Consider the following 26,326-nt stretch of genomic DNA (forward strand, 5'->3'; position numbering starts at 1 on the left):
GACTACTCTTTAGATTAGCCTTGGAAAAATTTTGTATATATAAATTATACTAAATTCAGCTTAAGATTTTATTATTACTTCTAGAAATACAAATTAACTTTGAAGATAGTAATTTATTATTAAGGTAAATCTTCGTTCTTTTATCAAAATAGATCAGAAATTATTATCTGAAGATTTTTTTAAGCGCCCAGCAAATTTAGTTGCGCCTGATTTAATTGGATGCAGATTAATCAAAAAAGCATCTAATGGATCACTTCTATGGGGTGTGATAGTAGAAACAGAAGCATATTCTCAAGAGGAGCCTGCATGTCACGGTTTTAAAAAAAGGACCTCCGCTAATGAAACCTTGTTTGGACTCCCAGGGAGATTATATGTATATCTAACTTATGGGTCACATTATTGCGTAAATATAGTGACCGAAAAAGCAAATTGGGCTAATGGGGTTTTATTGCGAGCTATCTCCATACCAGGAGAGAATGAGCGAATAGCATCTGGGCCAGGATTGTTAGCAAAAAAATTCGGCTTAAACAAAACCCATGACAATTTACCTATATCAGTAGAGAATAATATATGGCTTGCAGAGAAAACAGCTTCCATAAGCATGCAAAAAATAATAGAAACAACAAGGGTGGGCATATCAAAAGCTAAGCAATTAAAATGGAGATGGTATTTGCAATCCAGTAGAAGCGTAAGCAAACGAGAAAAAGGAGACAGAGTGCCTCCTAAGGAATTGTCTTGGTACCCGACACATCTTGATGGGCTATGAATAATTGGGCACATAAACATGTTTTAGATCTTGCAAGTTTCTCTCTGGAAGATTATTCAACAGTTATTGCACTTGCTGATCGATTCAGATCTCTTCCTGAAACAGGAACAAGAAAGCTGCCTGCATTGCAAGGTAAATTAATAACCACTTTATTTTTCGAACCCAGTACCCGCACAAGAAGTAGCTTTGAATTAGCAGCTAAAAAACTGTCAGCAGACGTTCAAAACTTTGCTCCCCAGAGCAGTGCTTTAACCAAAGGAGAAAGTCCTCTTGACACAGCAATTACATATATGTCTATGGGAGCAGATGTTTTAGTTATTCGCCACAATTTATCTAACATCTCAGCAGAAATTGCTAGTTATATAGATCAAGAAGGACTAAATACTTCGATACTTAATGCAGGGGATGGTCTTCACAGCCACCCAAGCCAAGGTTTACTTGATTTATTTACCCTTGCAAGTTTTTTTAATCCAAATGAACCCAGCACCAAATCACTTTCAGGCAAAAATATAGCAATCGTAGGGGACATCCTTCATTCGCGAGTGGCCCGTTCAAACTTGTGGGCACTAACTGCATGTGAAGCAAATGTCATTTTATGTGGTCCTCAAAATCTATTACCAGATGATTTCGTACAATTTATAGATTCTCCACCACCCGGAATAAAAAAAGACCCAATTAATAAACGAGGCAATATTTCTATTGAAAGATCTTTAAAAGATTGTTTAAAAGATGTGGATGCAGTAATGACATTAAGGCTCCAGAAGGAGAGGATGAAAAAAAGTCTTATTACAGATATAAATAGATATTATTTTGACTATGGGATAACTCATGAGAATCTTAAATATTGCCGAAGAAAAATACCTGTAATGCATCCTGGTCCAGTAAATCGAGGGATCGAGATTAGTAGTGAAGTTATTCAAGATAATTCAATAAGTTTGATTAACCAGCAAGTTAGAAATGGAATTCCCATAAGGATGGCGCTGCTTTACTTACTTACAAACAGAAAGTTAACGGAGTAGTAAAAAAGTATTTTAGTCCTGCTTTCTATAAAAGCTTAAACCCTTCCATAAATAGTCCATATATCAATCCCATTCTCAACATATCCATCATATTTAAAATAATTAAAGACTTTCTTTTAGAGTCAAACTGTCTTCTTAGCCTAACCATTATCTCAATAATTATAACTACTATAAAAGCACCTACCGGATCCATTAATGCCAAGGTTCCATTAATCATTCCCAATGAAGATCCTAGAAAGAATCCTGAAAGAAAAATAATCAAGTATAATGAATATCGTCTCCATGGATTTCGCCCCCAATCACTTAGTCTTTCGAGGGCCATCCAAAAGGTCTTATGTAAATTTGTAGGTTGAAGTTTCTTTGTCATATCAATAAAGATAAAGAATTAAATAAAGAAAAAGATTGGTCAAGGATGCTTTAAAATTATTTTTGGTTAATTTCCATAAATTTTTGGAGAACATAACTCAATTATCTAAACAGATGTTCTGTTTTTGATTCATTAATTGATCTCTTTTCTTTTTTATTCAAAGACCTTTAGCCTCAAGTAATTATGATTAAGATTATTTTAGCGTCGAAGGGATAAAATAAATATGAAACTAATAATGACTTCAAGCTATTAACTTTTTATCCATTTGAATTAAAAAGCAGCAATCCATCAATGAATAATGAAGAACTACAATCTCTACAAGGAGTAAAAGTACTGGTAGGAGTCGCTGGAAGTATTGCCGCGACGAAAACTCCAATGCTTGTTAGCAATTTAATTAAAGCTGGAGCAGAAGTTCGTTGTGTTGTAACTAAAAGCGCTTCTATGCTTGTTAGCCCAATAGCCTTATCAACACTAAGTAGAAATAGATGTTTTCAAGATGAAGATCAATGGGATCCAAAAGAATCAAAGCCTCTACATATATCTCTCTCCGAATGGGCAGAAATAATTGTTATAGCTCCGCTCAGTGCTACCTCTTTAAGCAAATGGGTAAATGGCTCTGCCGAGGGGCTGCTGGCAAGCATTCTTTTAGCATCTGAGAAACCTATCATTGCAGCAGCTGCAATGAACACAGGCATGTGGCAAAACAGCTCTGTTATAAAGAATTGGAAATCTTTAGATGATTATCCGAAGGTACTTAAATTAAACCCTTCTTCTGGAATCCTGGCATGCGATCGAATAGGAGAAGGGCGAATGGCAAGTGTAGAAATTATTCAATTAGCTATAAAGAGTGCATTAATTACAAAAAATGCAAATCTTCTAATTAAGAAAGACTTATTAGGAAAAAATGTCTTAATTACCGCAGGAGCAACAATTGAATATTTAGATCCTGCAAGACAAATCTCTAATAGAAGTAGCGGAAGGATGGGAATTTCAATCGCTCAAGCAGCCAGATTTAGAGGAGCCAAGGTTGATTTAATTCATGGAGCTCTAAATATTCAAGAACCTTTACTAGAAGGATTAAATACATTTAACGTTAGCAATGCGGATCAAATGCAGGTTTCTTTAAGAGAACGACAAGTTTCTGCAGATTTAATAGTAATGACAGCAGCTGTTTCGGATTTACGGAAGAAAAGAGGAGCTAGCAAAAACAAACTGAGTAAAGCTGAATTAATTGCATCATTACCAGAGGAACTCGAAATTGTCCCGGATTTGCTCAAGGAAGTGACCAGCAGAAAAGAAACAAACCAATTAATTCTTGGCTTCGCCGCATTAACTGGTCAAGATGAGCATATAAAGGCGCTTGGAGAAGAAAAAAGAGTTAATAAAGGTTGTGATCTGCTAATGGCAAACCCAATAGATCGACCAAATGAAGGATTTGGTGAAAATAATAACGGTGGTTACTTATTAGGACCAAACAACATGTCAATAAAACTTGAAGTTCAATCAAAATTTGAACTGGCGCACAAATTAATTGACCATTTATTAGCGTTTAAATCAAAAAATTCGTAGCAAAGCAAAAATTACTACATCTTTCCATTTCTTAACAGAATTGCTCAAAAAGCCTGCCCTGCAAGACATCTCAAAAAAAAATATGCGATTTTTCTGGCTTCAATAAGCTACGGGTTGTTGAGAGCTATAAAAGGCTGGCCATAAGGACCATTTACCCTTGTAAGCTCCCAACTGATTCATTGGGCGGTTTATACCGCAGTCATTTGGCCTTTAACGGCTTCCCTCCCATGCGATTTCGTCCTCTATTAGCCTTGGTTCTGGCTTTCTGCCTGGCCTTCATATCTGCCCCAAGTGATGTTTCTGCAGCCTTTGTCAAAGGTCCTGAAAGGGGTAATGCCCGATTTGGGAACGTTGTAAATACAGGCCAAGCAGGAGAATGTACGACCCTTCCAGAGGGTTCTTCAGGATCCATCAATGCTGATGGAAACTTCAAAAGCCTTTGCTTACAGCCAACCCAAATTTTTGTAAAAGCTGCAGCAAGCAAGCGTAAACAAGCTGAGTTTCAACCTGCAAAAATCATCAGTCCTCGTTTTAATACCAGTATTGACGAGGTTTATGGAGATCTTTCAGGTGGCAAATTCACTGAAAAAGGTGGTATTGATTTTTCTCTAATTACAGTTCTTGCTCCAGATGGAGAAGAATTTCCATTAGCTTTCTCTGTTAAAGATATGGTTGCTGATGGTGGCAAATCAATAGCCCCAGGAGCTGAATTTAAAGGCACAACTTTCACTCCTAGTTATAGGACTGGTGCTTTTCTTGATCCTAAAAGTCGCGCCAAAGATACTGGTGTTGAATATGCTCAGGGTCTAGTTGCTCTTGGTGGAGATGATGAAGATCTTGCCAGAGAAAATGTGAAGAAAGATATTTCTGGCAAGGGTGAAATAACCCTTTCTATCGAAGCTGTCGATTCTGACACTAACGAGTTTGCCGGAACCTTCGTCGCAGTTCAACCATCTGATAATGATCTTGGTTCTAAGGATCCAACTGATATAAAAATCACTGGTAACTTCTATGGCAAAAAAGCTTAAGGAATAGCTTTCTTTCGCTTTAAAACCAATACCAACAAAAAAAGGTGAGAGTCATAAAGACTCCACCTTTTTTTTAACTGAATCAGCTTCTTTTCATTTTTTGTACCATCATCTGGGAGAATTTGCGAGATACAAAAAACCTTTAATGAGCCCTAATAAATATTCTTATGCAAATCAATTAGATTTGATCCCTCCATATGGAGACGAGCTAATTAATTTAATGGCACCAATCAACGAGCTCAAGAATCTCAAACAAAGTGCCAACAAAACCCTTGAATGCTCAGACCGCAATGCTTGTGACATCGAATTACTAGTGATTGGAGGTTTCTCTCCTGCTAGAGGTTTTATGAATAAAGCAGATTATGAGTCAGTTGTAAGAAAGCACCGAACGACATCAGGTCATTTGTTTGGATTACCAATAGTGCTTGATACAGATCAAGAAGATCTGCAAAAGGGAGATCGAGTATTACTCAAGTACAAAGGGCAAGATCTTGCTGTAATTGATATAGAAGAAAAATGGATTCCGGACAAAGTAACTGAAGCAAAATTCTGTTATGGAACAACTTCCCTAGAGCATCCAGCAGTCAAAATGATTGCAACAGAAAGAAAAAAATACTACTTAGGAGGCAAAATTCAAGGAATCGAACTACCCGAGAGAGTTTTCCCTTGTAAAACTCCTTCTGAAGTGAGATCAACACTTCCATCAGGAAGTGATGTTGTTGCTTTCCAATGTCGCAATCCTATACACAGAGCACATTATGAGCTTTTTACAAGAGCTCTAAAAGCAGACAATGTAAAAGAGAATGCTGTTGTATTAGTTCATCCAACTTGCGGGCCCACTCAACAAGATGACATACCAGGTCCTGTCAGATTTCAAACTTATGAACGATTAGCGAAAGAAGTTAATAATCCAAGTATTCGTTGGGCATATCTTCCATATTCAATGCACATGGCAGGCCCGCGAGAAGCTCTTCAGCATATGATTATCAGAAGAAACTATGGATGCACTCACTTCATCATTGGAAGGGATATGGCTGGTTGCAAATCGAGCCTTACAGGTGAAGATTTCTACGGAGCTTATGACGCACAGGAATTTGCAAAAGAATGTGCAAAAGAACTTGAGATGAAAACCGTACCTTCATTAAATTTAGTTTTTACAGAAGAAGAAGGTTATGTAACAGCAGAGAAAGCAAAGCAACTGGGGCTTCACATCAAGAAACTCAGTGGAACTCAATTCAGACAAATGCTACGTTCTGGCGAAGAGATACCAGAGTGGTTTGCATTCAAAAGCGTAGTGGATGTTCTAAGGGACTCCAAATAAGCACTAAATCCTATTAACATTACTTTCATAACAGAAAAAGAACCTTGAACAAACGCTGGCGAAACATTAGTCTCTATGTACTAATGGTTATTATTGTAATTTTTGTTGGTAGTGCTTTCTTCGACCAATCTGATACTGCTAAGACTGCCAAAACCCTTCGATATAGTGACTTTTTACAAGCTGTCGAAGGGAATCAAGTTAGTAGAGTCTTAATATCTCCAGACAATGGAACTGCTCAAGTTGTCGAAAATGATGGAAGTCGAGCAAAAGTAAATCTTGCACCAGATAAAGATCTGATAGGACTGCTTGAAGAACACAAAGTAGATATAGCTGTTCAACCGACAACTGAACCAAAACCCTTACAGCAAGCCGCAACTAGCTTGCTTTTTCCCATAATTTTACTAGGGGGTATATTCTTTCTTTTTCGAAGATCTCAATCAGGCGGTGGTGGCAACCCAGCCATGAGTTTTGGAAAAAGTAAAGCCAGATTGCAAATGGAACCATCCACCCAAGTCACATTTGGGGATGTTGCTGGTATTGAAGGAGCCAAGCTTGAATTAGCAGAAGTTGTGGACTTTCTAAAAAATCCTGATCGATTTACGGCAGTTGGAGCGAAAATACCAAAGGGCGTTTTGTTAGTTGGCCCTCCTGGAACTGGAAAAACACTTCTTGCTAAGGCAGTTGCAGGAGAAGCGGCAGTTCCTTTCTTTTCAATATCAGGATCAGAATTTGTAGAAATGTTTGTTGGAGTTGGAGCGAGCAGAGTAAGAGACCTCTTTGAACAAGCTAAAAAAAATGCGCCATGCATTGTATTTATAGACGAAATAGATGCCGTTGGTAGGCAAAGAGGAGCAGGACTTGGAGGAGGTAATGATGAGAGAGAGCAAACTCTAAATCAACTATTAACAGAGATGGATGGATTTGAAGGTAATACTGGAATTATCATTATTGCGGCTACTAATAGACCTGATGTACTTGATGCAGCTCTAATGCGGCCAGGTAGATTTGATCGTCAAGTAACTGTAGATAGACCAGACTACCAAGGCAGATTACAAATATTAAACGTACATGCCAGAGGCAAAACTCTTGCTAAAAATGTTGATCTAGATCAAATCGCAAGAAGAACACCAGGCTTTACTGGAGCAGACCTAGCAAATCTTTTAAACGAATCTGCAATTCTTGCTGCAAGAAAAAATCTAACGGAAGTTAGCAATGAGGAAGTAGGAAATGCTATCGAAAGGATTATGGCTGGACCAGAGAAAAAAGATCGTGTTATGAGTGAAAGGCGCAAAAAACTAGTTGCTTACCATGAAGCTGGCCATGCGGTTGTGGGCGCATTAATGCCCGATTACGATCCAGTGCAAAAGGTATCTATTATTCCAAGAGGACAAGCTGGCGGGCTAACCTTTTTCACACCTAGTGAAGAAAGAATGGAATCAGGACTTTATTCAAGATCATATTTGCAAAATCAAATGGCTGTAGCTTTAGGAGGGCGTGTAGCAGAAGAAATTATTTTTGGAGAAGATGAAGTAACGACTGGCGCATCTAATGACCTCAAACAAGTGGCTCAGGTCGCAAGGCAAATGATCATGAAATTTGGGATGAGCGACAAACTAGGCCCTATTGCATTAGGGAGATCTCAAGGAGGAATGTTTCTTGGCAGAGATATTGCTGCAGAGAGGGATTTCTCAGAAGACACTGCTGCAACAATAGATTCAGAGGTATCTGAACTTGTTGAAATTGCATATAAACGAGCAAATAAAGTTCTCAAAGAAAACCGAGTAGTTCTTGATGAGTTAGCTGAGATGCTGATTGAACAAGAAACAGTTAATTCAGAAGAGTTACACGAACTATTAATAAGAAACCAAGTTAAGATTGCAGAATACGTTTAACAACAATAATCAATCCATATGGATTAAAAAGCAAAAGGTGTTTATTAATGCCTTAAAAGAGCAAAAAATAATAGTAGTTTTAAGAATAAATGAAAGTATTTTAATAGATAAAGAATCAAAGCATAAATTTTTGCAGAAAATAAGAAAGATTAATGATGCAGGTATAAAGAATATAGAAATAGGCTGGTTTCCTCATGAGGGATGGCCTTTACTAATAACAGAAATACTTGCAAATTTCCCAAATATTTATTTAGGTGCGGCCTCTATAACAAATAGAGAGGCCTTAAAAGCAGTTATTGAAGTTGGCTTAGCATATTCAATGAGTCCAATTTGGGATGAAGATCTACAAGAAGAAGCTCGTCAAAAGAATCAACTCTTGATTCCAGGAGTTTTCTCCCCCACAGAAATTCAACGGGCTAAATCATTTGGATGGAGAATAGTAAAACTTTTTCCTGCTTCTACTTTGGGAATTGACTATATACAAAAATTACATATCTCACTGAAACCTCTTCCATTTATCATTGCTGCAGGAGGAATTAATCCTAAAGAATGCTCTAAATGGCTCATTGCTGGTCATGGTGCAATTGCAATTGGCAGAGAGATAAAAACAGATAAAGAGCTTGACTTACTAGTCAATATATAACTTAAGACGAATATATAAATACTAATAAATATAAATTATTTACCCCTTTAATTCCATAAAAGTTCTATTTAGTTCATGTATTTAATATTAAATAGATAATGTCAATTCTCAATAGTTTAAAGATTTACTTTTAACCACACTGTCCTCTTTGTCTTAAGAAATGATCCGCAAGGACAAGAGAGACCATAGCTTCAACCATTGGTACCGCCCTTGGAACCACACAAGGATCATGCCTACCTTTGGACTCTAAATCCACTTGATTTCCTTCTGAGTCAATCGTTTTCTGATTTTTCCGAATAGTAGCTGTTGGTTTAAAACCAACTCTTATGACAATTGTCTCTCCATTACTGATGCCACCTTGAATACCGCCAGAGTTATTTGTTCTTGTTTTTAGTCGACCATCTTGGGAAGGAATAAACTCATCATTATGTTCACTACCTTTTTGCAAAGTACCTTGGAAACCTGAACCAATCTCAAAACCTTTTGTAGCAGGCAAAGACATTAAACCTTTCGCAAGATCTGCCTCTAACTTGTCAAAAACTGGCATACCCAGACCGACTGGAGGGTTCCTGACAACACACTCAATAACTCCTCCACAAGAGTCTCCTTCCCTACTTATTTCCTGAATTCTATTAATCATTAATGCAGCAATATTCGAATCTGGACATCGCACTATATTTGATTCAACATCTTCTATTTTCACACTGCTTTGATTAATATCAGCTTCTATATCATGTATGCGTTTAACCCATGCTAAAACTTCTGTATTAGATTCTTTAAAAAGTAATTGCTTTGCAATAGCTCCTGCTGCGACTCTCCCAATCGTCTCTCTAGCAGAAGCCCTTCCACCCCCACTTGAAGCCTGAATTCCATATTTTACTTGATAAGTTCCATCAGCATGTGAAGGTCTAAAAACCTTTCTCATCTCAGCATAATCGCCAGGCCTCTGATCTTTATTTCTTACAACCATAGCTATAGGCGTACCAAGAGTTTTATTTCCATCAAGACCACTAAGGATTTCTATCTGATCAGTCTCTTTTCTTGGGGTAGTAATTTGACTTTGCCCAGGTCTTCTTCTTGCCAATTCAAATTGGATATTTTCTATATCTACTTCCAAACAAGGAGGACAACCTTCTAATATGACTCCAACTGCACCTCCATGAGATTCTCCAAAGGTACATATTCGAAATAAAATCCCAAAACAACTTCCCATAATTAAAGTTATCTAAAAAAAAATGCAGAGAGAAAATATTTTCTACAAATAATTAAATAAAAAAATAAAAAGCCCCCTAATAATAGGAGGCTTTTTAAAAAAACAACTAAACCTTAAGCTCAACCAATGGAAGGAGCTACAAGTGCAACTGAAGTTGTTTCAGCAGAAGCAAGGTCTAGTGGGAAGTTATGAGCATTACGCTCATGCATTACTTCCATACCTAGGTTTGCACGGTTAAGTACATCACCCCAAGTAGGAACAACCACGCCATTTGCATCTACAACTGACTGGTTGAAGTTAAATCCATTCAAGTTGAAAGCCATGGTGCAAATGCCCATTGAAGTCAACCAAACGCAAATAACAGGCCATGAAGCCAAGAAGAAGTGAAGGCTACGGCTATTGTTGAAGCTGGCATATTGGAAAATCAAACGACCAAAGTAACCATGAGCGGCAACAATGTTGTAAGTCTCTTCCTCTTGTCCAAACTTATAACCATAATTTAAAGACTCAGTCTCAGTTGTTTCACGGATTAGTGAAGAAGTCACCAAAGAACCGTGCATTGCAGAGAAAAGAGCTCCTCCAAACATTCCAGCAACACCAGCCATATGGAATGGGTGCATAAGAATGTTGTGCTCAGCCTGGAAAACAAACATGAAGTTGAATGTTCCAGAAATTCCTAATGGCATTCCATCAGAGAATGAACCCTGACCAAATGGATATACAAGGAAAACAGCAAAAGCAGCTGAAACTGGTGCAGAGTAAGCAACACAGATCCAAGGACGCATACCTAAACGGTATGAAAGCTCCCACTGACGACCCATCCAGCCGCAGATACCAATGAGGAAGTGGAAAATAACTAGCTGGTAAGGACCGCCGTTATATAGCCACTCATCAACGTTTGCTGCTTCCCAGATTGGGTAGAAGTGAAGACCAATAGCGTTACTTGAAGGAACTACAGCTCCAGAAATGATGTTGTTGCCATAGAGGAAAGATCCTGCAACTGGCTCACGGATACCGTCAATATCAACTGGTGGCGCTGCAATAAAAGCAACAGTAAAACAAATAGCTGCGGCAGCTAAGCAAGGAATCATCAATACACCGAACCAACCGATATAAATACGGTTGTCAGTTGAAGTGACCCACTCGCAAAACTGTGGCCAGCCTTTGAGCAGCGAAGAACGCTGCTGCCTAATGGTGGTCATGAGGACGAAATGAGTATCCCTAATTAAGGGAGTAAATAAGAGCAGGCATACACCTGCCAGGGAGACTTTAAATGATAAAAATCCTTTTTGTGGCAAGAATGAAGGACAATGTATGAAGAAAATACAAAATTGGCATTATAAAGTCTTAAGATTTTGCCCTGTAATCGGTTAGAGCAAGAAATTGGTATTAATCAAGTGGTTAAAAAACGGCTGTCATCTTGAAGAAAAGGTTCCTCTAGCCTTAGCTAGGCATCGGAGAATAGAACTAGAGGAGGAAGGGGCTACTGTTTATTGGAGTGAAAGGTTGCTAATTTATAATTAAAAAACTTATTTAAATTGATTTGAGCAAATTTTCAGCTAAAAATCTAAATAATTTTTTTTTAAAACCTTTTATACTGCTTATTAGTTGTTTTTTAATATCTAGCTGTCAAAAAAATAGGCCTCCCGCAGGGGATGAATTAACTGTAGAGACTTATCCATATTTAGAATCTGAACTAAATCAAATTAAAGTTCAATTGTCTCAACTTGAAGAGCATGTTCAAATTAAAAAAAATATTAATGACATACAGAAAATAAAGTCTCTTTCAAAGTCTATAAAGTCAATAACTTTTAGATTTGACTCCAAAGACGACAGAATTAGAATTTATTGGTCAGATGGTAGTAAAACTGACCTTCCTTGTACAAAAGAACAGAGCATTTGGGCCTGTGGTTAATTAATAATTAAATCTCGCAAGGCAAATTTCCACTGTTCTTCTAATCTCCAAGTTTCTTTACTGGTTAATCCCATAGCTATATTTTTTTCTAAATAAGCTGCCTCGTTAATAAATACTGGCGTATAAGAATTTTCCTTAGAAGCCCGAACTATTTGATTATCTAGACTCTGAAACAAAGGATCTCCAAATTGAATAGGTTGCCAATCTTTATCTTGAATCTGATTATGAATAAAATAATTTGGAGATCCTTGTAAATCTCTAGGAAAATCAAGATTTCTCAAATGCCTGTGAATAATAATTTCTTCTGGGAAACTATTTTCATCACTTCTAATTTTGGAAATCTCTTCAAGGAAAACTTCCAAAATTAATTTTATTTGTAAAACAATTCTTGTATGTAATAGAGCTTGGGCTACTGGGCCAATTTCTATTACCAATCCACAAGGCCATCTCTCAACAAGAAATCCATTTTGACATTTATCTCCTTCATGTAAATATATTGGTAATCCCAATCGGAACTGGATCAAAGAAGCTAGTGCAAGATCTTCTGGACGACGTCCATAAATAACCAAGCAAGATCCCATTGAAGAAGTAGTGCTATGAAAGTCAAGCGCTATTTGACATGGATTTTCTCCAAGAGTCCCATATAAGTTAAGTAATTCCTTCGCTCTTTGACTCTCTCGATCACCTGCATAATCTGATTCGATTAATTCACTGGAAAAACTTCGATTTAAATCTCTATCTAAATAACGTGTACATTTCTCTCTAGAAGCTGGATTTCCTATTACTCTTAAGACATTTACTCCGCTCGTTTGTATTAAATCATCATTTTGATCCCACTGATCAAATAGCCATGGCGCATTAATCTCATTCCCATGAGTTCCTGCAACCAAAAGCACTTGAACTCCTGACATTTTATCTCTCAATAAATTATTAGTTTTGAAAATAGCCTGAATTCATGCCAATACCCCCACTTATTGTTGCTACTGCAAAAAAAGGTTGGCACTGGCAATGGAATCAATTGATGAATGGATTAGCACCTAGTGATATAGATGGAAATTATTTAAGACCAATCAGTCAAAAATTAAATGCCATTGCTCCTTCTGCGAAAGATCTTCTTCATAGGCCAAATGAAAGTTCTCTAAAACTTATAATTGGAAGAAGCTGTCCTTGGGCTCATAGAACATGGTTAGTTTATAAAATTAGGAAAATAGATAATAAGCTTGATATTTTTTTAGCCAGGCCAAATCTTGAAAAAGGGTTATGGGATCTTGAACCATCATTATTAGGCTGCAAATCTCTTATAGATCTTTATAGACTCTGTCAAACGCCTCCTTCCCATAGAGCAACTGTTCCTGCTCTAATCGATCCAGGAATAGAAGCAAATCAAAAGCCAAGATTACTTGGTAATGAAAGCGCACAATTAGTAGAAGTTCTTAATAGCTGGCCAACTCAAGAAGAATCACAAAATCTTGCTCCAGTTCATCTTCAAAATGAAATACATGAATGGTCAAAGATATTTCAGTTATTTGTAAATGATGGTGTATACCGCTGTGGGTTTGCACGTAATCAAAAAGCTTATGAAAAAGCATCTAATAATCTTTTTAATGTCCTCGAAAAACTAGAAAAACATTTATCTCAATATGGTCCTTGGATATGCGGAGAGACTCTTACTCTTGCTGACATAAGATTATTTCCAACTTTGATAAGATGGGAAATAGTTTATGAGCCTCTATTTATATGCAGTGGAAAGGCTTTATGGATTTTCCCTAATATTTGCAAATGGAGAAAACGATTTTTCGAAATGTCTAATATTGCCGAAACTTGTGATTCCAGAGGTTGGAGACAAGACTATTTCGGCGCATTATTCCCTCTAAGGCCGAGTAATATAATTCCTAAAGGATTAGATATAAAAGAAATTGTGAAAGGACCACAAAATTAATTCTATGAAAGACCAGTTAAAAGATGAATTCCTTGGATTTTATGGTCCTTATACCATTAATGCTCAAGATAAAAATGAAGTCAAGCTCTATAGAGTCTCATTGTTAATTTGCGGTTTAGGGTATTTTTTAGGAATATCTCAATGGATTTTACTTGGTCCTTCTTATGCATGGTTATGGTTAATCCCTATGACATTAGGACTAGGATCATGTCTTAAGTGGATTCATATATATATAAAGATTCTGCATCAATTACTTCAACTCTCATGGATTATTGGTTGCATTGGAATACTTGCCTTGTTATTCAATTATGGAGGAAATAATCTTCTTTCAGAGTTATCTTTAAATCCACTACTAACAATTGCAATTGGTCCATTTTTTATATCATTAACTGGTTTAGGCTTTAAAGAATTTTTTTGTTTTAGAAAGCCAGAGGCAATTGGTTTAACTTTTCTATTACCTATCACTTTAATTTCTCATATAGCTCACATTCTGAGTGGGAGAATCATAATGGGTATGCTTCTAACATCTTCAATACTTTTACTGTTATTAGCAATACGTAAACTTGGCTCGGACCCTTCTGTTGACATTGGAGACAAAAGTGTTTTTGAATACTTAAAGAAACAAAAAGCCTCTAATTCCAAAATAAATAAATAAGAATTAACTACGACTATCTAATTATTATCTATATCGACTGGTAACTAGGGATACATTCTCTATCCAAAGTGTTGTAAACCCAACCAAAAAACCTTTACACAAATCACATATCTGCTCAAGCTAATTATTATAAGAGAGATTAAGCTCTGGCTAAACCCAAGACTCCATGAAATCTATCGAGGAACACATTCTTAAGGATCAATCTGAGATCCAATCCGCTAAAGAAGCAGGGGATACCCCAAAAGTAAGACATCTAACTGAAGAGCTTCACTCTCTTGAAGAGTATAAGGAGCACCATAAAGAAGAGATCGAGGCTGGTGATCATCATGATCCAAATGCCCTAGAACTGTTTTGTGATGCAAATCCAGATGAGCCGGAATGCTTGGTATATGACGACTGAATAACAATAAAAAAAGCGGTTAACCAACCGCTTTTTTTATTGTTTTAATTTCAATATAACTTTTATCCATAATCCATGTTGAAATCTGAAGGACTGCTAGTCAAAGAGCAGACAACTGCTTCTTCGTTTTTCATTTGACGAACTTCCGCGATAGGTCTTCCCATCCTTTTTAGAACCTCAATTTCTTGATCTGTTTGACATCTTGCTATCACTTGGCCATTCCCATCAAAACAAGAATAGAAATTCATAATCTAAATAATGCCTTTCTATTTATGACCAATAATTAAGAATTAGACAAGTCAATTTTCAAACCTTTAAACATAATCGGCACAAAATCTTATTTATCTAGTTCATGCCAAACAAGATTCAATAAATCATCTAGTCCATCTTTCAATAGAGCAGAAATGTAAATAGCTTGATGTTGAGTTGCTAAGAAAACTTTATCCAGCAATTCTTTTTGGGAAATTGGATCTATTAATTCCTTTTTACTCAATACCAATATTCTTGGACGCTTCATTAATTCGTGACCATAATCTGCCAGCTCTTTTTCAATGACACGAATATCTTCAAGCGGGTCGAGAGAAGCTGCATCAACTAAATGAATCAACAACTTCGTTCTTTGTATATGTCTCAAAAAATCGTGTCCCAATCCAGCACCAGTAGCAGCTCCTGAAATCAAGCCAGGAATATCTGCAAATAATGTTCCATCACCACTTGGTCTTCTTACTACGCCAAGATTAGGAATCAATGTAGTAAAGGGATAGTCTGCAACCTTAGGTCGGGCCGCAGAAATTGAGGAGATTAATGTACTTTTTCCTGAATTAGGTACTCCAATAATTCCCACTTCCGCGAGTAATTTTAATTCAAGTTGTAATAACCATTCTTCTCCATCCTTGCCTTCAGTGCATTTTTCCGGAGCACGGTTACGGTTACTTAAATATCGTGCATTCCCAGCACCTCCACTTCCTCCATAAGCAACTACTAAATTCTCCCCATCTTTAGTTAAGTCTCCAAAAATTATTCCTGAGGTGAAATCTCTTACTTCTGTTCCTGGAGGGACACGAAGAACTACATCTTTCCCGGCAGCTCCAGAACGCTTATTAGGGCCTCCTCGTTTTCCATCTTCAGCCAAAAAAAGTTGCTTATATTTAAAATCCAATAAGGTCTGAAGATTAGAATCAGCCTGAAAGATAATTTTCCCCCCATTACCACCATCACCTCCAGACGGGCCTCCAGCTGGGACATATTTCTCTCTACGGAAGGCGACAATTCCATCTCCGCCTCGACCTGCTTTAACTGTTATTCTCGCCTGATCTATGAACTGCATTTGATTCTAATCAAAGAAATAAGTAGATTATAAAAAATATATCTCCTCGCAAGAGACAATTAAGCAATAATTTTTTCAACGCAACCAAATAACACTACATCCTGCTCCTCCTTCAGATTGAGAGGCATCTTCCACTCTCTCTACGTAAGAAAGTGTTTCCAACCAAACTCTTAATCCTCTTTTCAATTTACCGGTACCTATTCCATGAATGATCCAAATAGGGCCATCCACATTACGTATTTTCTCATCAATAACAGCCTCAGCTTCATGAACACGTAAACCTCGAACATCCAAAGTATTCTGCTTATTTCGTAATACTGCCCCCTTCCTAGCTGAAGATTTTATTTTTAAGTGAACCTCTGGTTTAGGAATTGTCGGTTTTAATCCATCAATACTTTCAACATCAGAAAGATCTACGGTACTCCGAAAGACACCACAAATAACTGTTAATTGCAATCCATCATCAGATATATGAATAATTTCACCTGCCTTACCCAAGGCGATTAATCTAACTCGATCACCTTTTTTAGGAAACCATATCTGAACATTTTTTTTCATATGCTTCGGATGGTTTTTGCTTTGCAACTCGCGTAATCGCTTACCAGTTGTCCTTGCAATCTCACCATTAGCACCAGCATCTCTCAATCGATGAATTAGTTGCCGTACTTCCTTCTGTCCCTCACGAATAGACATCTCTAATTTATGTCGGCCACGCTCTTGAAAGTCATCAGATTTTTTCTGCTGTTTTTTCCAATTACCTAGCAACTCCTCATGTAACAATTCTGTGCGAGCTAATAATCTAGCTGCATCCTCGGCTGCAACTTGTTGACGTTCTCGCTCTTTTTCAAGTCCTTTGATTACTTCATTTACGTCATTTATACCTTTACTACCAATAAGTTTTTGCGCATTATCAATTACCAATTGGTCTAAGCCTAGTCGTGAGGCAATAGCCAACGCATTGCTTCTACCCGGTATACCCCACTGCAAGTTATAGGTTGGTTGAGTCGTTTCACTATCAAATGCAACAGATGCATTTTCAAAGCGAGGATCATTATATTTTAGTGCCTTAAGCTCTCCAAAATGAGTAGTGGCAATTGTGAGTCGTGCTCTGTCTGCTAAAACCTTTAATAGAGCTATAGCTATAGACGTTCCCTCAGTTGGATCAGTACCAGCTCCAATCTCGTCGAGTAAAACAATTGCCGGTCCAGGTAGGGTAGCTATGTCATCTAGAATTTTTGATATTCTTACTAAATGTCCACTAAAAGTTGAAAGATTTTGCTGAAGAGATTGTTCGTCTCCGATATCAGCTAAAACTTGATTGCACCATGGAATAGAAGGAGTTCCGATGCATGGCAATAACAATCCAAACCTTGTCATGAGTATTGCTAATCCAAAGCTTTTTAAGGCTGCTGTCTTCCCACCAGTATTGGGACCGGTAATAGCAACAACTCGTAAGGTTGAATCTATTTCGAAACTTATGGGAACAACTTTATCTCCTCCTTCATATACCTGCTGCCAAAGCAATAGAGGGTGACGAAAATTTTGAATAGAAAAAGAATTATCTTGATCATCCTTGATAGAGGGGGGAACCCCTCCTAACCAACTTCCATAACGAGCTCTTGATAAAGCAAGATCCAACTTCAATATCACACCAGACAAATAATCCAATTTTAAAAAATTCTTACCAACTTCTTTACTCCATAAAGCTAATAAACGTTGTTCTTCTTGAAAAGCAACTGACTCAACTTGCGAGATTCGATTACCTAATGAGATAACACTTTGAGGTTCAACAAAAATAGTATTACCTGAAGAAGATGTGTCATGAATGATGCCAGCAATTTGATCAGTGGCTCCTAGTTTCAAAGCCAATACGGGGCGGCCAAATCTTTCAGAAATAATAGTGTCTTGAATAATAGAATTATTCTTTCTTAAAAGATCCAGCAATTTTTCTTTTCGTTCTTTACGAAGGTCTTCTAATTGACGACGGGTCATCGTCAATTTCTGACTAGCTCTATCAGCGACTCTTCCACCTTCTTCTAATCCAAATTGAAGAAGTTTTTCTAATTCAGGTAATGTTGACAAATTTTCTAGTAATAATGAAAGTGATGGTCTTACTTCTGGATCATCTATTTGTCGTCTCAACTGTCGAGTAGCTCTTAAAGTTGAAGCAACTTTAAGTAAGTCTTCACCTGAGACAACACCTCCCTTTTCACATATCCTAAGAATGTTATTTAAGTCATAAATTCCATAAAAGCTAATGCCACCCTCAATTAATTCATCTAAAGCACCTATTTCTAAAGTCTCATCTAAATAACGACGAGTTATAGAGACATGCTGAGGTATCAATAAATTTTTACATTGAATTTCACCTTGAGGAGTACTTGCAAAAGTAGCCAAATGAGCACATAGCCTTGGCCATTCCAATAACTCCAAGCTTTCATGAAACGCCTCTCCGATCGAGTTATGCGAAATATTTTTTAATTGCTCATTCAAAAAACTATTAAACCTCTTTTTGATTAGTTGGTATCCCCTCAGGAGGCTCATAAAGCATTTCCAACCAATTACCCTCTGGATCTTTTAAATAAAATGAGGCTGTTCCATCTCGGTGATCATGTAAAGAACCTACTGAGACACCGGATTCACTTAATTCAGAATGCAAGAGCTCAACCTCTTTTCGGTCTGTAAAATGAAAGGCAAAATGAGGTCCAGCAGCTTTATAGCCAGGACCTAACAATGCAAGGCCATCATTAGTAGGTCCAGCTTCCAAATAGCACCAATCTTGATCATCCCAAATTAATCGCATACCTAATTTTATATAAAAAGATTTCGCACGATCGACGTCCTTAACCCGTATGGCTATATGCCCAAGCCTTTTAACAAAAGTAGATCTTTTTTTTAAAGATGTTGGAACCATTCGCGAAAATGATAGAAGCTTGAGAGAAAAGGTTATTTATCAATTTTAAAACAAATACTTCATTCTTGTTTTAACCATTCCGCTGCATCACACGCGTGATAGGTCAAAATTAAATCCGAACCGGCCCTTTTAAAACTCAATAATGTTTCTAATACTACCGATTTTTCATCTATCCAACCCTTCTCTGCAGCTGCTTTAACCATGGAATATTCACCACTAACGTTATATGCGGCAATAGGTAATTCAGACTCTTCTCTGAGCCGATGGATAATATCTAAATAAGCCAAGCCAGGTTTGACCATAAGTATATCGGCACCTTCTTGCTCATCAAGCTGGGCCTCTATGATTGCTTCTCTAGCATTAGCAGAATCCATTTGATAAGTACTTTTATCTTTGGGAATTGGCTTCTCGCTAATAGATCTAGGAGCGGAATCAAGAGCTTCGCGAAAAGGTCCATAATACGCAGAAGCATATTTAGCGGTATAACTAATTATTCCTACCTGTTCAAATCCTTCATCATCAAGAGCTTCGCGAATTGCACCTACACGTCCATCCATCATGTCACTGGGACCAATTAAATCAGCTCCAGCTTGAGCTTGAACAATAGCCTGTCTACACAAAAACTCAATAGTCTCATCATTTAGGACAATACCTTCAGGACTAACAATCCCATCATGGCCATCGATGGAATACGGGTCCAAAGCAACATCAGTCATTATTGTCATCTCAGGCAATTCTTTTTTTAATAGTTCAATAGCCCTTGGAATAAGTCCTTTTTCGTTAAAGCACTCTGCTCCATCTTCAGTTTTTAAAGATTCATCAACTTTTGGAAATAAGACTACGCATCTAATGCCTAGGCTCCATGCTCTTTCCACTTCTTTTATTAAAGCTTCCAAAGGCCATCTATACGAACCAGGCATAGCCCCGATTTGTTGAACATCATTTGCTTCATGAACAAACAACGGATAAATGAAATCAGCAGGACTCAAACTGTTCTCTCTTACCATGCTTCTTAAAGCATGAGAGCGACGAAGACGACGTGGACGATAAGTAAGATCCATAAGGACCAATTAAAAAAATAATGATGATCGTATAGTCAAGCTAAGACTGTGAGGATTCATTCCACTCTTTTCTAGGATCAAAGCTTCTAAATTTTTGCAATTTGTGAATAAGTTCAAGCTCATTAGATGACCAATTAGGAGGAAATTTTACTTTAAGAGTAAGAATTAAGTCTCCTCGACTTCCCTTAGAAGGCCATCCTTTGCCTTTTAAACGCAAATTTTGACCAGGTAAAATTCCAGATGGAATATTTATTTCAGTCTCTCCATCAGGTATTTGTATTTTAACTGTTGTACCTAAAGCAATTTCGTCAAATGTTACTGGTAATTCCCCACGAAGATTATCTCCATCTAATTTCCATATAAAATGAGGCTGGATATCTACTTTTAAAAACAAGTCTCCTCTTCTTCCTATGCCAGGCTGAATATTACCTTTTCCCTTAACTCTAAGACGCAACCCTGTTTTTACTCCCTTTGGAATTTGAATTTGAAAACGCTCATTATTTACTGAGAGCGTTCTTTGAGTACCATGAAATGCCTCCAAAAAACTAATTGATAAATTCACCTCAGCGTCTAAGTTTATAGGCTTTTTAGAAGTGTTAGCCCCAGCAAAGCCATTAGAACTTGAATAAGTATTAGTACTTACCCCTCCGAAACGCCCTAAAAGCTCATTAATAAAATCATCGAAGTTACCGTAATTTCCAAAGTCTCTATTAAAACCAGAAGTAAAATTAGAATCCTGGCCAATTCCTCCTACTTGATTCCAATATTTTCCATATTGTTCATATTTAGCCCTTTTCTCTGGATCAGATAAGACCTCATATGCCTCATTAATCTCCTTAAACTTTACTTCTGCAGTGGAATCACTTGGATTTACATCTGGATGCAAAGTACGTGCAAGTGCTCTATATGCTCGCTTAATATCCGCTTCTCCAGCATCACGCTCCACTCCAAGGATTTTGTAGTAATCTTTAAATCCATCAGAAGCCATTTAAGACCTTACTTCTACTGCTTCATAACATCACATCCTCCCAATTAAAATTGCAACTTGGGGCAAATTTAATGGAGGGAAGCCCGAACGAATTACACCTTTAAGATATAGGCTATTAAGAGTTATTAGGCATTCGGAGAGCTTCAGTGTCGATTATTCATGGCTTTCATCTAAAAAACATAAGAGGTGACATTTTAGGCGGTCTTACCGCTGCAGTAGTTGCATTGCCTCTTGCACTGGCTTTTGGTAATGCAGCGCTAGGACCTGGAGGAGCAATATATGGGCTATATGGGGCAGTTGTTGTTGGATTCCTTGCTGCCTTGTTTGGCGGCACTCCAGCTCAAGTCAGTGGTCCTACTGGCCCTATGAGCGTCACAGTCGCTGGCGTAGTAGCCAGCCTTGCAGCAGTTGGAGTCCCTAGAGATCTTTCAGCCGAACAGATTTTACCTTTAGTTATGGCCGCAGTTGTTATTGGCGGCTTATTTCAGATTTTATTTGGAATATTGCGTCTAGGTAAATACATAACGCTAGTTCCTTATTCAGTTGTCTCAGGATTTATGTCTGGGATTGGCGTAATCATTATTGCCCTTCAAATTGGACCATTACTTGGAATTAGTACTAGAGGCGGCGTAATTGAATCTCTCAAAACAGTATTTACTAACTTTGAACCCAATGGAGCAGCTATAGGTGTTGCAGTAATGACTCTTGGAATAGTTTTTCTAACACCAAGGAAAATCAGTCAATGGGTTCCTTCTCCACTACTAGCTTTATTAATAGTTACTCCTATTTCAATTTTTCTATTTGGAGAAACAGCACTGGATCGAATAGGTACAATCCCAAGAGGAGTACCTTCATTAAGTATTCCAAGCTTTACTCAATATTTGCCAATAATTTTCAAAGCAGGATTAGTGCTTGCAGTGTTAGGAGCCATTGATTCTTTATTAACTTCTTTAGTTGCAGATAATATTTCTCAAACTCGTCATAACTCAGACAGAGAATTAATAGGTCAAGGTATAGGTAATGCTGTGGCTGGACTTTTTTCAGGTCTTCCTGGTGCAGGCGCAACAATGAGGACAGTAATAAATGTGAAATCCGGTGGAGCAACTCCTTTATCAGGAATGGTTCACTCAATAGTTCTATTAATTGTCTTAGTAGGAGCAGGGCCTCTTGCAGAGCAAATCCCTACAGCTCTTCTTGCAGGAATTCTTATAAAAGTAGGCTTAGACATTATTGACTGGGGCTTTCTTTTAAGAGCACATCGTCTTTCACTAAAAACAGCAGCTGTAATGTATGGGGTTTTATTAATGACTGTTTTTTGGGATTTAATTTGGGCAGTTCTAGTGGGAGTTTTCATCGCAAATATGCTGACTATTGATTCAATTACTCAAACCCAATTAGAAGGAATGGATGCAGATAATCCAATAGATATTGCAGACAATAGTTCTGTAGATGAGCCACCATTACCTTCGGATGAACAAGCTCTCTTGGATCGCTGTTCTGGTGAAGTAATGCTATTTAGACTTCGCGGACCATTAAGTTTTGGTGCTGCTAAAGGTATAACAGAACGAATGGTACTTGTAAGAAACTACAAAGTGTTAATTTTGGATATTACTGATGTACCAAGACTAGGCGTTACAGCAACTCTCGCAATAGAAGACATGGTGCAAGAAGCGAAAATAAATTCAAGAAAAGCTTTTGTTGCAGGGGCGAGTGGAAGAGTTAAAGAAAGACTTTCTAAATTTGGTGTTCAAGTAATAGGCACAAGAAAAGATGCGTTAGAAGCAGCCATTAATGAATTAAAAACTTAAGTGAAAATTAGATTATTTAACTACATATAAAAACTATTCAATCCATGGAAGCAAACTTAATACTGCAAAATGTATTATCACCGCCAATTTTATTTTTCTTTCTTGGCACAATCGCAGTAGCGCTTCGCTCTGACTTAGAAATACCTGCTCCTTTACCAAAACTATTTTCTCTTTATCTTCTATTAGCAATAGGGTTCAAAGGAGGAGTAGAGCTTCAAAAGAGTGGTTTAGGAGGACAAGTCCTGCCTACGGTCAGCGCTGCAATATTGATGTCTCTTCTAATACCTATTATTTGCTTTTTAATATTAAGAGTCAAATTCGATGTATTTAATTCAGCTGCAATAGCAGCTGCTTACGGTTCCATTAGTGCAGTTACATTTATTACTGCAGAGAGTTTTCTCGAAAGTCAAAATATTCATTTTGATGGGTTTATGGTTGCAGCATTAGCTCTGATGGAATCGCCTGCAATTGTTGTTGGTCTTCTTTTAGTAAAGATTGGAGCTACAACAAAAAGGCCTAATGCAAAATCAATGAAGATAGGTTCTATCTTGCATGAATCGATGCTGAACGGATCAGTTTATTTGCTCCTAGGCAGTCTTTTAATCGGATTCCTAACAGCTGGAAACAATCCAGCCGGAGTGGAGAAGATGCAACCTTTTACTGGAAAATTATTTTACGGAGCTGAATGTTTCTTTTTACTAGATATGGGAATAGTCGCGGCTCAAAGACTTCCAAGGCTTAAAAAAGCAGGATCCTTTTTAATTGCCTTTGCGGTTCTAATGCCAATTTTTAATGCAATTATTGGTGTATTTATTGCCAAATCTTTATCTCTAGGTCCTGGTAATGCTCTTCTTTTTGTAGTTCTATGCGCAAGTGCTTCTTATCTAGCTGTTCCAACTGCAATGCGTATGACAGTTCCTGAAGCAAAATCAAGTTACTACATCTCAACTACGCTTGGCTTAACTTTTCCTTTTAATATTGTTATTGGAATACCAATGTATATGACTTTAGTTAACAAGCTAATCCCAGCAGGTATTTAAGTAAATGAAAAGACTAGACCTAATCTTCAGTGAAAGAGAATTAGAAGAGGTGCTAGCTGCTCTTGAAAAAGCAAATGCGCCTGGATATACAGTCATGAAACATGCAACTGGGCGAGGCCCAGAAAGAGTAGTAACAGAGGACATGGAATTTACTGGATTTGGATCAAATGCTCATGTAATTGTTTTTTGTGACCAAGAAGTAATTGATAAAATCAGAGAGAATATAAGGTCTATTCTTAATTATTATGGTGGTGTAGCTTACTTATCTGAAGCAACACCTCTGTAAGATCTGGTTAAATCTTAAGCGTCTAACTAGATAATTAAAATTTATATTTCAACTAAAAGTAAAACCTTTTCTAATTAAGAGTGAACCCAATCAACTCTTATAGATTTTCTACTATTTAAAAATCTATCGATAGCCATAGCAGCAATACAACCATCTGATGCTGCAACAACAGCTTGCTTAAAAGGTGTATTTCTAATATCACCTATCGCCCAAACCCCCTCAGAAGTTGTTGCCATAAAATCATCTACTACAACACCTCCATCATCATTTAATGCAACTTGCTCACCAAGAAAATCAGTGATGGGCTTAGAACCACTCATATAAACAAAAACACCTTCTAATTTTAAAGTTTGATGTTCTTCAGAAGCTCTATTTTTAACTTGAATTCCAGTCACTCCAGCTTCATTTCCCTCTATTAACATCAAGCGTGTCTTACTCCAATGCTTAACATTTTTCCTAGACAAGAGTGCTTGAGCCTGCAAATCTTCTTCTTTAGGGTCATTCGATGTAATCCAATGAACAGTAGATGCAAACTTAGTTAAAACTTGGGCTTCTTCTATAGCTTCTTTATTTACTCCTATGACTGCCACCTCTCTATCTCTATAAAAAGCGCCATCACAGGTTGCACAATAACTAACTCCTCTTCCTAAAAAGTCAGCTTCACCCTTAAAAGATGCAGGCCTTCCCATGGCTCCACTTGCAAGAACCAGTGATTTACCTTTAAAAGTCCCTTCTGGCGTATAAACCGTCTTCCAATCACCGCTAACGTCAACACCAAAAACCTGGGCTCTCCTGTAATCCGTTCCATATTGAATTGCCTGCTCACGCATTAAATCCAAAAGAGCCTCTCCACTCATTTCTGATGAAACCCCAGGATAATTGGCTATCTGATGAGTAATTGCCAAAGCACCAACTGCAGGATTCTTGTCAAGAATGACTGTCTTTAAATCAGCTCTAGATGTATAAAGAGCACAGGTACAGCCTGCAGGCCCTCCTCCAACTATGACAACATCGGTTTCTATTGTTTCCAAGGCTGGGTCTTCTCCTGTAAGAGTCTGATTATGCTTTAAAGCGATAGAAGCTCAGGCTGAAGTGAGCCAATGCAATAAGATCACCTTAGCCATCAAATAGCTTCTATTAAAGGATCTTAGGAATTGACTTACTATAAATTAAAAAAAATTTTATAACTGTAGTTTATGAAATCAAATAAAAATACTCATTATCGAAACTACATTCAAGGGAATCTAAGCAAAAAATCATATCGAGGAATAAAAAAAAACAAACAACTCCAAAAAATCTCTGAATTTTGGATTACACCATTGCTAATAGGTTGTCTGGTAAGTCTTGGTTACAATTTTACTAAGCGATCTCTGTTAATCACAAAAAATACAGAGGTCATTCTGCCTTCAAACAAAAATAAGCCAAGGATTAAAAAGGAATATACAAAAGTGAATAAGGGTATTAATAAATCAGAAAACTCAATACCTAATCAAAGTATTGAGAAAAAAGAGAAGGAGCTATCAATAGAAAAGGAAATTGAACACAAGCTAAAACAAAGTCCTGAGGAAGACAATATGCTGAAAACGGAAAAAGTCAAATTAACTATTGAAACAAGATCCAAAAAGCAACCACTAAAAAAGGCAGCTAAAGAACCTGAAAAAGAAGAAAATAAAAATCAGCTAAATGATTTTTTTTCTTTAGAAGCTAACGAGTATTTCGAGAAATTCAATGCAGAAGAACTCTTGAAAACTCTTCCTTCAGAATAAAGTCGCGCCAAACTCACTAAAATATTTTATTCTAGATTTTTCATTAAGGCGTCATGAATTCTTCTGACACCTTGCTAAGAGCAGCTTTAAATCGGTTGTCAGCAAGACTAGGAAAAAAAATAGTTAATACAGCAGCAGAGATTGCAGTTTTAGCTAAAGACGCCCCAGACCAACTGAAAAAAGAATGGGAAATTCTCAAAGAAGAAATATATGAAGAAGCTGAAAAACTAAAATCCGATTCAAATAACGAAAAAAGATCTGACTCGGATTTTTCTGAGGAGTTTGATTCGAGCTTCTCAGAAGAATTTAATTCAGATCAAATCAGAGATAAGATTGATCGAATCAGAGGAAAAGTAGCAGCATTAAATAAAAAAATTTAAGCCAAAAATTGACCATAATAAAGAGATTC

At 37.2% G+C, this 26,326-nt stretch carries 27 protein-coding genes; 16 read left to right on the plus strand and 11 right to left on the minus strand.

Features of this window, described 5'->3' with window-relative positions:
* Nucleotides 1–214: 214 nt before the first annotated feature.
* Nucleotides 215–766, plus strand: a complete 552-nt coding sequence (locus SOI85_RS05035) for a DNA-3-methyladenine glycosylase (RefSeq protein WP_320665120.1) — start codon at nt 215–217, stop codon at nt 764–766.
* Nucleotides 763–1,785 (plus strand): aspartate carbamoyltransferase catalytic subunit, encoded by a 1,023-nt coding sequence (locus tag SOI85_RS05040; RefSeq protein WP_320663337.1) that lies wholly within the window; start codon nt 763–765, stop codon nt 1,783–1,785. The genes SOI85_RS05035 and SOI85_RS05040 overlap by 4 nt, the downstream gene beginning before the upstream one ends.
* A 25-nt stretch (nt 1,786–1,810) precedes the next feature.
* Here SOI85_RS05040 and SOI85_RS05045 read toward each other — a convergent pair whose 3' ends face one another.
* On the minus strand, nt 1,811–2,152 hold the full coding sequence (locus SOI85_RS05045; RefSeq protein ID WP_320663338.1) for a DUF565 domain-containing protein: 342 nt from the start codon (nt 2,150–2,152) through the stop codon (nt 1,811–1,813).
* 291 nt (nt 2,153–2,443) lie between these two features.
* On the opposite strand from SOI85_RS05045, the gene coaBC reads away from it, so the two are divergent.
* The 5 genes from coaBC (at nt 2,444) to SOI85_RS05070 (ending at nt 8,605) form a co-directional block, all read left to right on the plus strand.
* Nucleotides 2,444–3,721: a bifunctional phosphopantothenoylcysteine decarboxylase/phosphopantothenate--cysteine ligase CoaBC gene (coaBC, locus tag SOI85_RS05050; RefSeq protein WP_320663339.1), complete on the plus strand. Its 1,278-nt coding sequence runs from the start codon at nt 2,444–2,446 to the stop codon at nt 3,719–3,721.
* A gap of 227 nt (nt 3,722–3,948) precedes the next feature.
* Nucleotides 3,949–4,749: a photosystem II manganese-stabilizing polypeptide gene (locus SOI85_RS05055; RefSeq protein WP_320663340.1), complete on the plus strand. Its 801-nt coding sequence runs from the start codon at nt 3,949–3,951 to the stop codon at nt 4,747–4,749.
* A gap of 145 nt (nt 4,750–4,894) precedes the next feature.
* Nucleotides 4,895–6,070, plus strand: coding sequence for a sulfate adenylyltransferase (gene sat, locus SOI85_RS05060; protein ID WP_320663341.1), 1,176 nt, complete (start codon nt 4,895–4,897; stop codon nt 6,068–6,070).
* A 44-nt stretch (nt 6,071–6,114) separates the two neighbouring features.
* On the plus strand, nt 6,115–7,962 hold the full coding sequence (gene ftsH, locus SOI85_RS05065) for an ATP-dependent zinc metalloprotease FtsH (protein WP_320663342.1): 1,848 nt from the start codon (nt 6,115–6,117) through the stop codon (nt 7,960–7,962).
* A complete protein-coding gene (locus tag SOI85_RS05070) occupies nt 7,946–8,605 on the plus strand; it encodes a bifunctional 4-hydroxy-2-oxoglutarate aldolase/2-dehydro-3-deoxy-phosphogluconate aldolase (protein ID WP_320663343.1) in 660 nt (219 codons plus the stop codon). The genes ftsH and SOI85_RS05070 overlap by 17 nt, the downstream gene beginning before the upstream one ends.
* 130 nt (nt 8,606–8,735) lie before the next feature.
* Here SOI85_RS05070 and aroC read toward each other — a convergent pair whose 3' ends face one another.
* Both aroC and psbA read right to left on the minus strand, forming a co-directional pair.
* Entirely contained in the window at nt 8,736–9,818 is a 1,083-nt protein-coding gene (gene aroC / locus SOI85_RS05075; RefSeq protein WP_320663344.1) for a chorismate synthase, read from the minus strand.
* Between the two features lie 119 nt (nt 9,819–9,937).
* Nucleotides 9,938–11,020 carry a photosystem II q(b) protein gene (gene psbA / locus SOI85_RS05080; RefSeq protein ID WP_320665121.1) on the minus strand — a complete coding sequence of 361 codons (1,083 nt, stop codon included), beginning with the start codon at nt 11,018–11,020 and terminating at the stop codon, nt 9,938–9,940.
* A 341-nt stretch (nt 11,021–11,361) separates the two neighbouring features.
* Here psbA and SOI85_RS05085 point away from each other — a divergent pair, with 341 nt between their 5' ends.
* A complete protein-coding gene (locus SOI85_RS05085; protein WP_320663345.1) occupies nt 11,362–11,733 on the plus strand; it encodes a hypothetical protein in 372 nt (123 codons plus the stop codon).
* On the opposite strand, the gene SOI85_RS05090 is transcribed toward SOI85_RS05085, so the two are convergent.
* The gene (locus SOI85_RS05090) at nt 11,730–12,644 is read right to left on the minus strand and encodes an aspartoacylase (protein WP_320663346.1); all 915 of its coding nucleotides are present in this window, start codon (nt 12,642–12,644) and stop codon (nt 11,730–11,732) included. The two genes, SOI85_RS05085 and SOI85_RS05090, sit on opposite strands and share 4 nt — an antisense overlap.
* A 44-nt stretch (nt 12,645–12,688) precedes the next feature.
* Between SOI85_RS05090 and SOI85_RS05095 the strand changes: the two genes are divergently transcribed.
* The 3 genes from SOI85_RS05095 to SOI85_RS05105 all read left to right on the plus strand — a co-directional run bounded on the left by SOI85_RS05095 (nt 12,689) and on the right by SOI85_RS05105 (nt 14,727).
* Complete coding sequence (locus tag SOI85_RS05095; RefSeq protein WP_320663347.1) at nt 12,689–13,672, plus strand: glutathione S-transferase family protein; 984 nt, start codon at nt 12,689–12,691, stop codon at nt 13,670–13,672.
* A gap of 4 nt (nt 13,673–13,676) precedes the next feature.
* Entirely contained in the window at nt 13,677–14,327 is a 651-nt protein-coding gene (locus tag SOI85_RS05100; RefSeq protein WP_320663348.1) for a DUF2301 domain-containing membrane protein, read from the plus strand.
* A 166-nt stretch (nt 14,328–14,493) separates the two neighbouring features.
* The gene (locus tag SOI85_RS05105) at nt 14,494–14,727 is read left to right on the plus strand and encodes a CP12 domain-containing protein (protein ID WP_320663349.1); all 234 of its coding nucleotides are present in this window, start codon (nt 14,494–14,496) and stop codon (nt 14,725–14,727) included.
* A gap of 62 nt (nt 14,728–14,789) precedes the next feature.
* Here the strand turns inward: SOI85_RS05105 and SOI85_RS05110 are convergent, their stop codons facing one another.
* The 6 genes from SOI85_RS05110 to SOI85_RS05135 all read right to left on the minus strand — a co-directional run bounded on the left by SOI85_RS05110 (nt 14,790) and on the right by SOI85_RS05135 (nt 21,017).
* On the minus strand, nt 14,790–14,975 hold the full coding sequence (locus SOI85_RS05110; RefSeq protein ID WP_320663350.1) for a hypothetical protein: 186 nt from the start codon (nt 14,973–14,975) through the stop codon (nt 14,790–14,792).
* An 89-nt stretch (nt 14,976–15,064) separates the two neighbouring features.
* On the minus strand, nt 15,065–16,054 hold the full coding sequence (obgE, locus tag SOI85_RS05115) for a GTPase ObgE (RefSeq protein ID WP_320663351.1): 990 nt from the start codon (nt 16,052–16,054) through the stop codon (nt 15,065–15,067).
* Nucleotides 16,055–16,129: 75 nt separating this feature from the next.
* Nucleotides 16,130–18,547, minus strand: a complete 2,418-nt coding sequence (locus SOI85_RS05120) for an endonuclease MutS2 (protein WP_320663352.1) — start codon at nt 18,545–18,547, stop codon at nt 16,130–16,132.
* 7 nt (nt 18,548–18,554) lie between these two features.
* A complete protein-coding gene (locus SOI85_RS05125) occupies nt 18,555–18,968 on the minus strand; it encodes a VOC family protein (protein ID WP_320663353.1) in 414 nt (137 codons plus the stop codon).
* 59 nt (nt 18,969–19,027) lie between these two features.
* A complete protein-coding gene (hemB, locus tag SOI85_RS05130) occupies nt 19,028–20,029 on the minus strand; it encodes a porphobilinogen synthase (protein WP_320663354.1) in 1,002 nt (333 codons plus the stop codon).
* Between the two features lie 40 nt (nt 20,030–20,069).
* Nucleotides 20,070–21,017, minus strand: coding sequence for a DnaJ C-terminal domain-containing protein (locus SOI85_RS05135; protein WP_320663355.1), 948 nt, complete (start codon nt 21,015–21,017; stop codon nt 20,070–20,072).
* A 146-nt stretch (nt 21,018–21,163) separates the two neighbouring features.
* Between SOI85_RS05135 and SOI85_RS05140 the strand changes: the two genes are divergently transcribed.
* Genes SOI85_RS05140 through SOI85_RS05150 form a run of 3 tightly spaced genes read left to right on the plus strand, consistent with a single transcriptional unit; the run spans nt 21,164 to nt 24,151 of the window.
* Nucleotides 21,164–22,825 carry a SulP family inorganic anion transporter gene (locus SOI85_RS05140; RefSeq protein WP_320663356.1) on the plus strand — a complete coding sequence of 554 codons (1,662 nt, stop codon included), beginning with the start codon at nt 21,164–21,166 and terminating at the stop codon, nt 22,823–22,825.
* A gap of 44 nt (nt 22,826–22,869) precedes the next feature.
* Entirely contained in the window at nt 22,870–23,865 is a 996-nt protein-coding gene (locus SOI85_RS05145; RefSeq protein WP_320663357.1) for a sodium-dependent bicarbonate transport family permease, read from the plus strand.
* Between the two features lie 4 nt (nt 23,866–23,869).
* Nucleotides 23,870–24,151, plus strand: a complete 282-nt coding sequence (locus SOI85_RS05150; protein ID WP_320663358.1) for a P-II family nitrogen regulator — start codon at nt 23,870–23,872, stop codon at nt 24,149–24,151.
* A 74-nt stretch (nt 24,152–24,225) separates the two neighbouring features.
* Here the strand turns inward: SOI85_RS05150 and SOI85_RS05155 are convergent, their stop codons facing one another.
* Nucleotides 24,226–25,182, minus strand: a complete 957-nt coding sequence (locus tag SOI85_RS05155; RefSeq protein WP_320663359.1) for an NAD(P)/FAD-dependent oxidoreductase — start codon at nt 25,180–25,182, stop codon at nt 24,226–24,228.
* 165 nt (nt 25,183–25,347) lie between these two features.
* Here SOI85_RS05155 and SOI85_RS05160 point away from each other — a divergent pair, with 165 nt between their 5' ends.
* Nucleotides 25,348–25,917, plus strand: a complete 570-nt coding sequence (locus SOI85_RS05160) for a hypothetical protein (RefSeq protein WP_320663360.1) — start codon at nt 25,348–25,350, stop codon at nt 25,915–25,917.
* Between the two features lie 53 nt (nt 25,918–25,970).
* Nucleotides 25,971–26,297: a hypothetical protein gene (locus tag SOI85_RS05165; protein ID WP_320663361.1), complete on the plus strand. Its 327-nt coding sequence runs from the start codon at nt 25,971–25,973 to the stop codon at nt 26,295–26,297.
* Nucleotides 26,298–26,326: the final 29 nt, after the last annotated feature.

It is taken from the genome of Prochlorococcus sp. MIT 1223, from assembly GCF_034092465.1.
Taxonomy (GTDB): Bacteria; Cyanobacteriota; Cyanobacteriia; order PCC-6307; family Cyanobiaceae; genus AG-402-N21.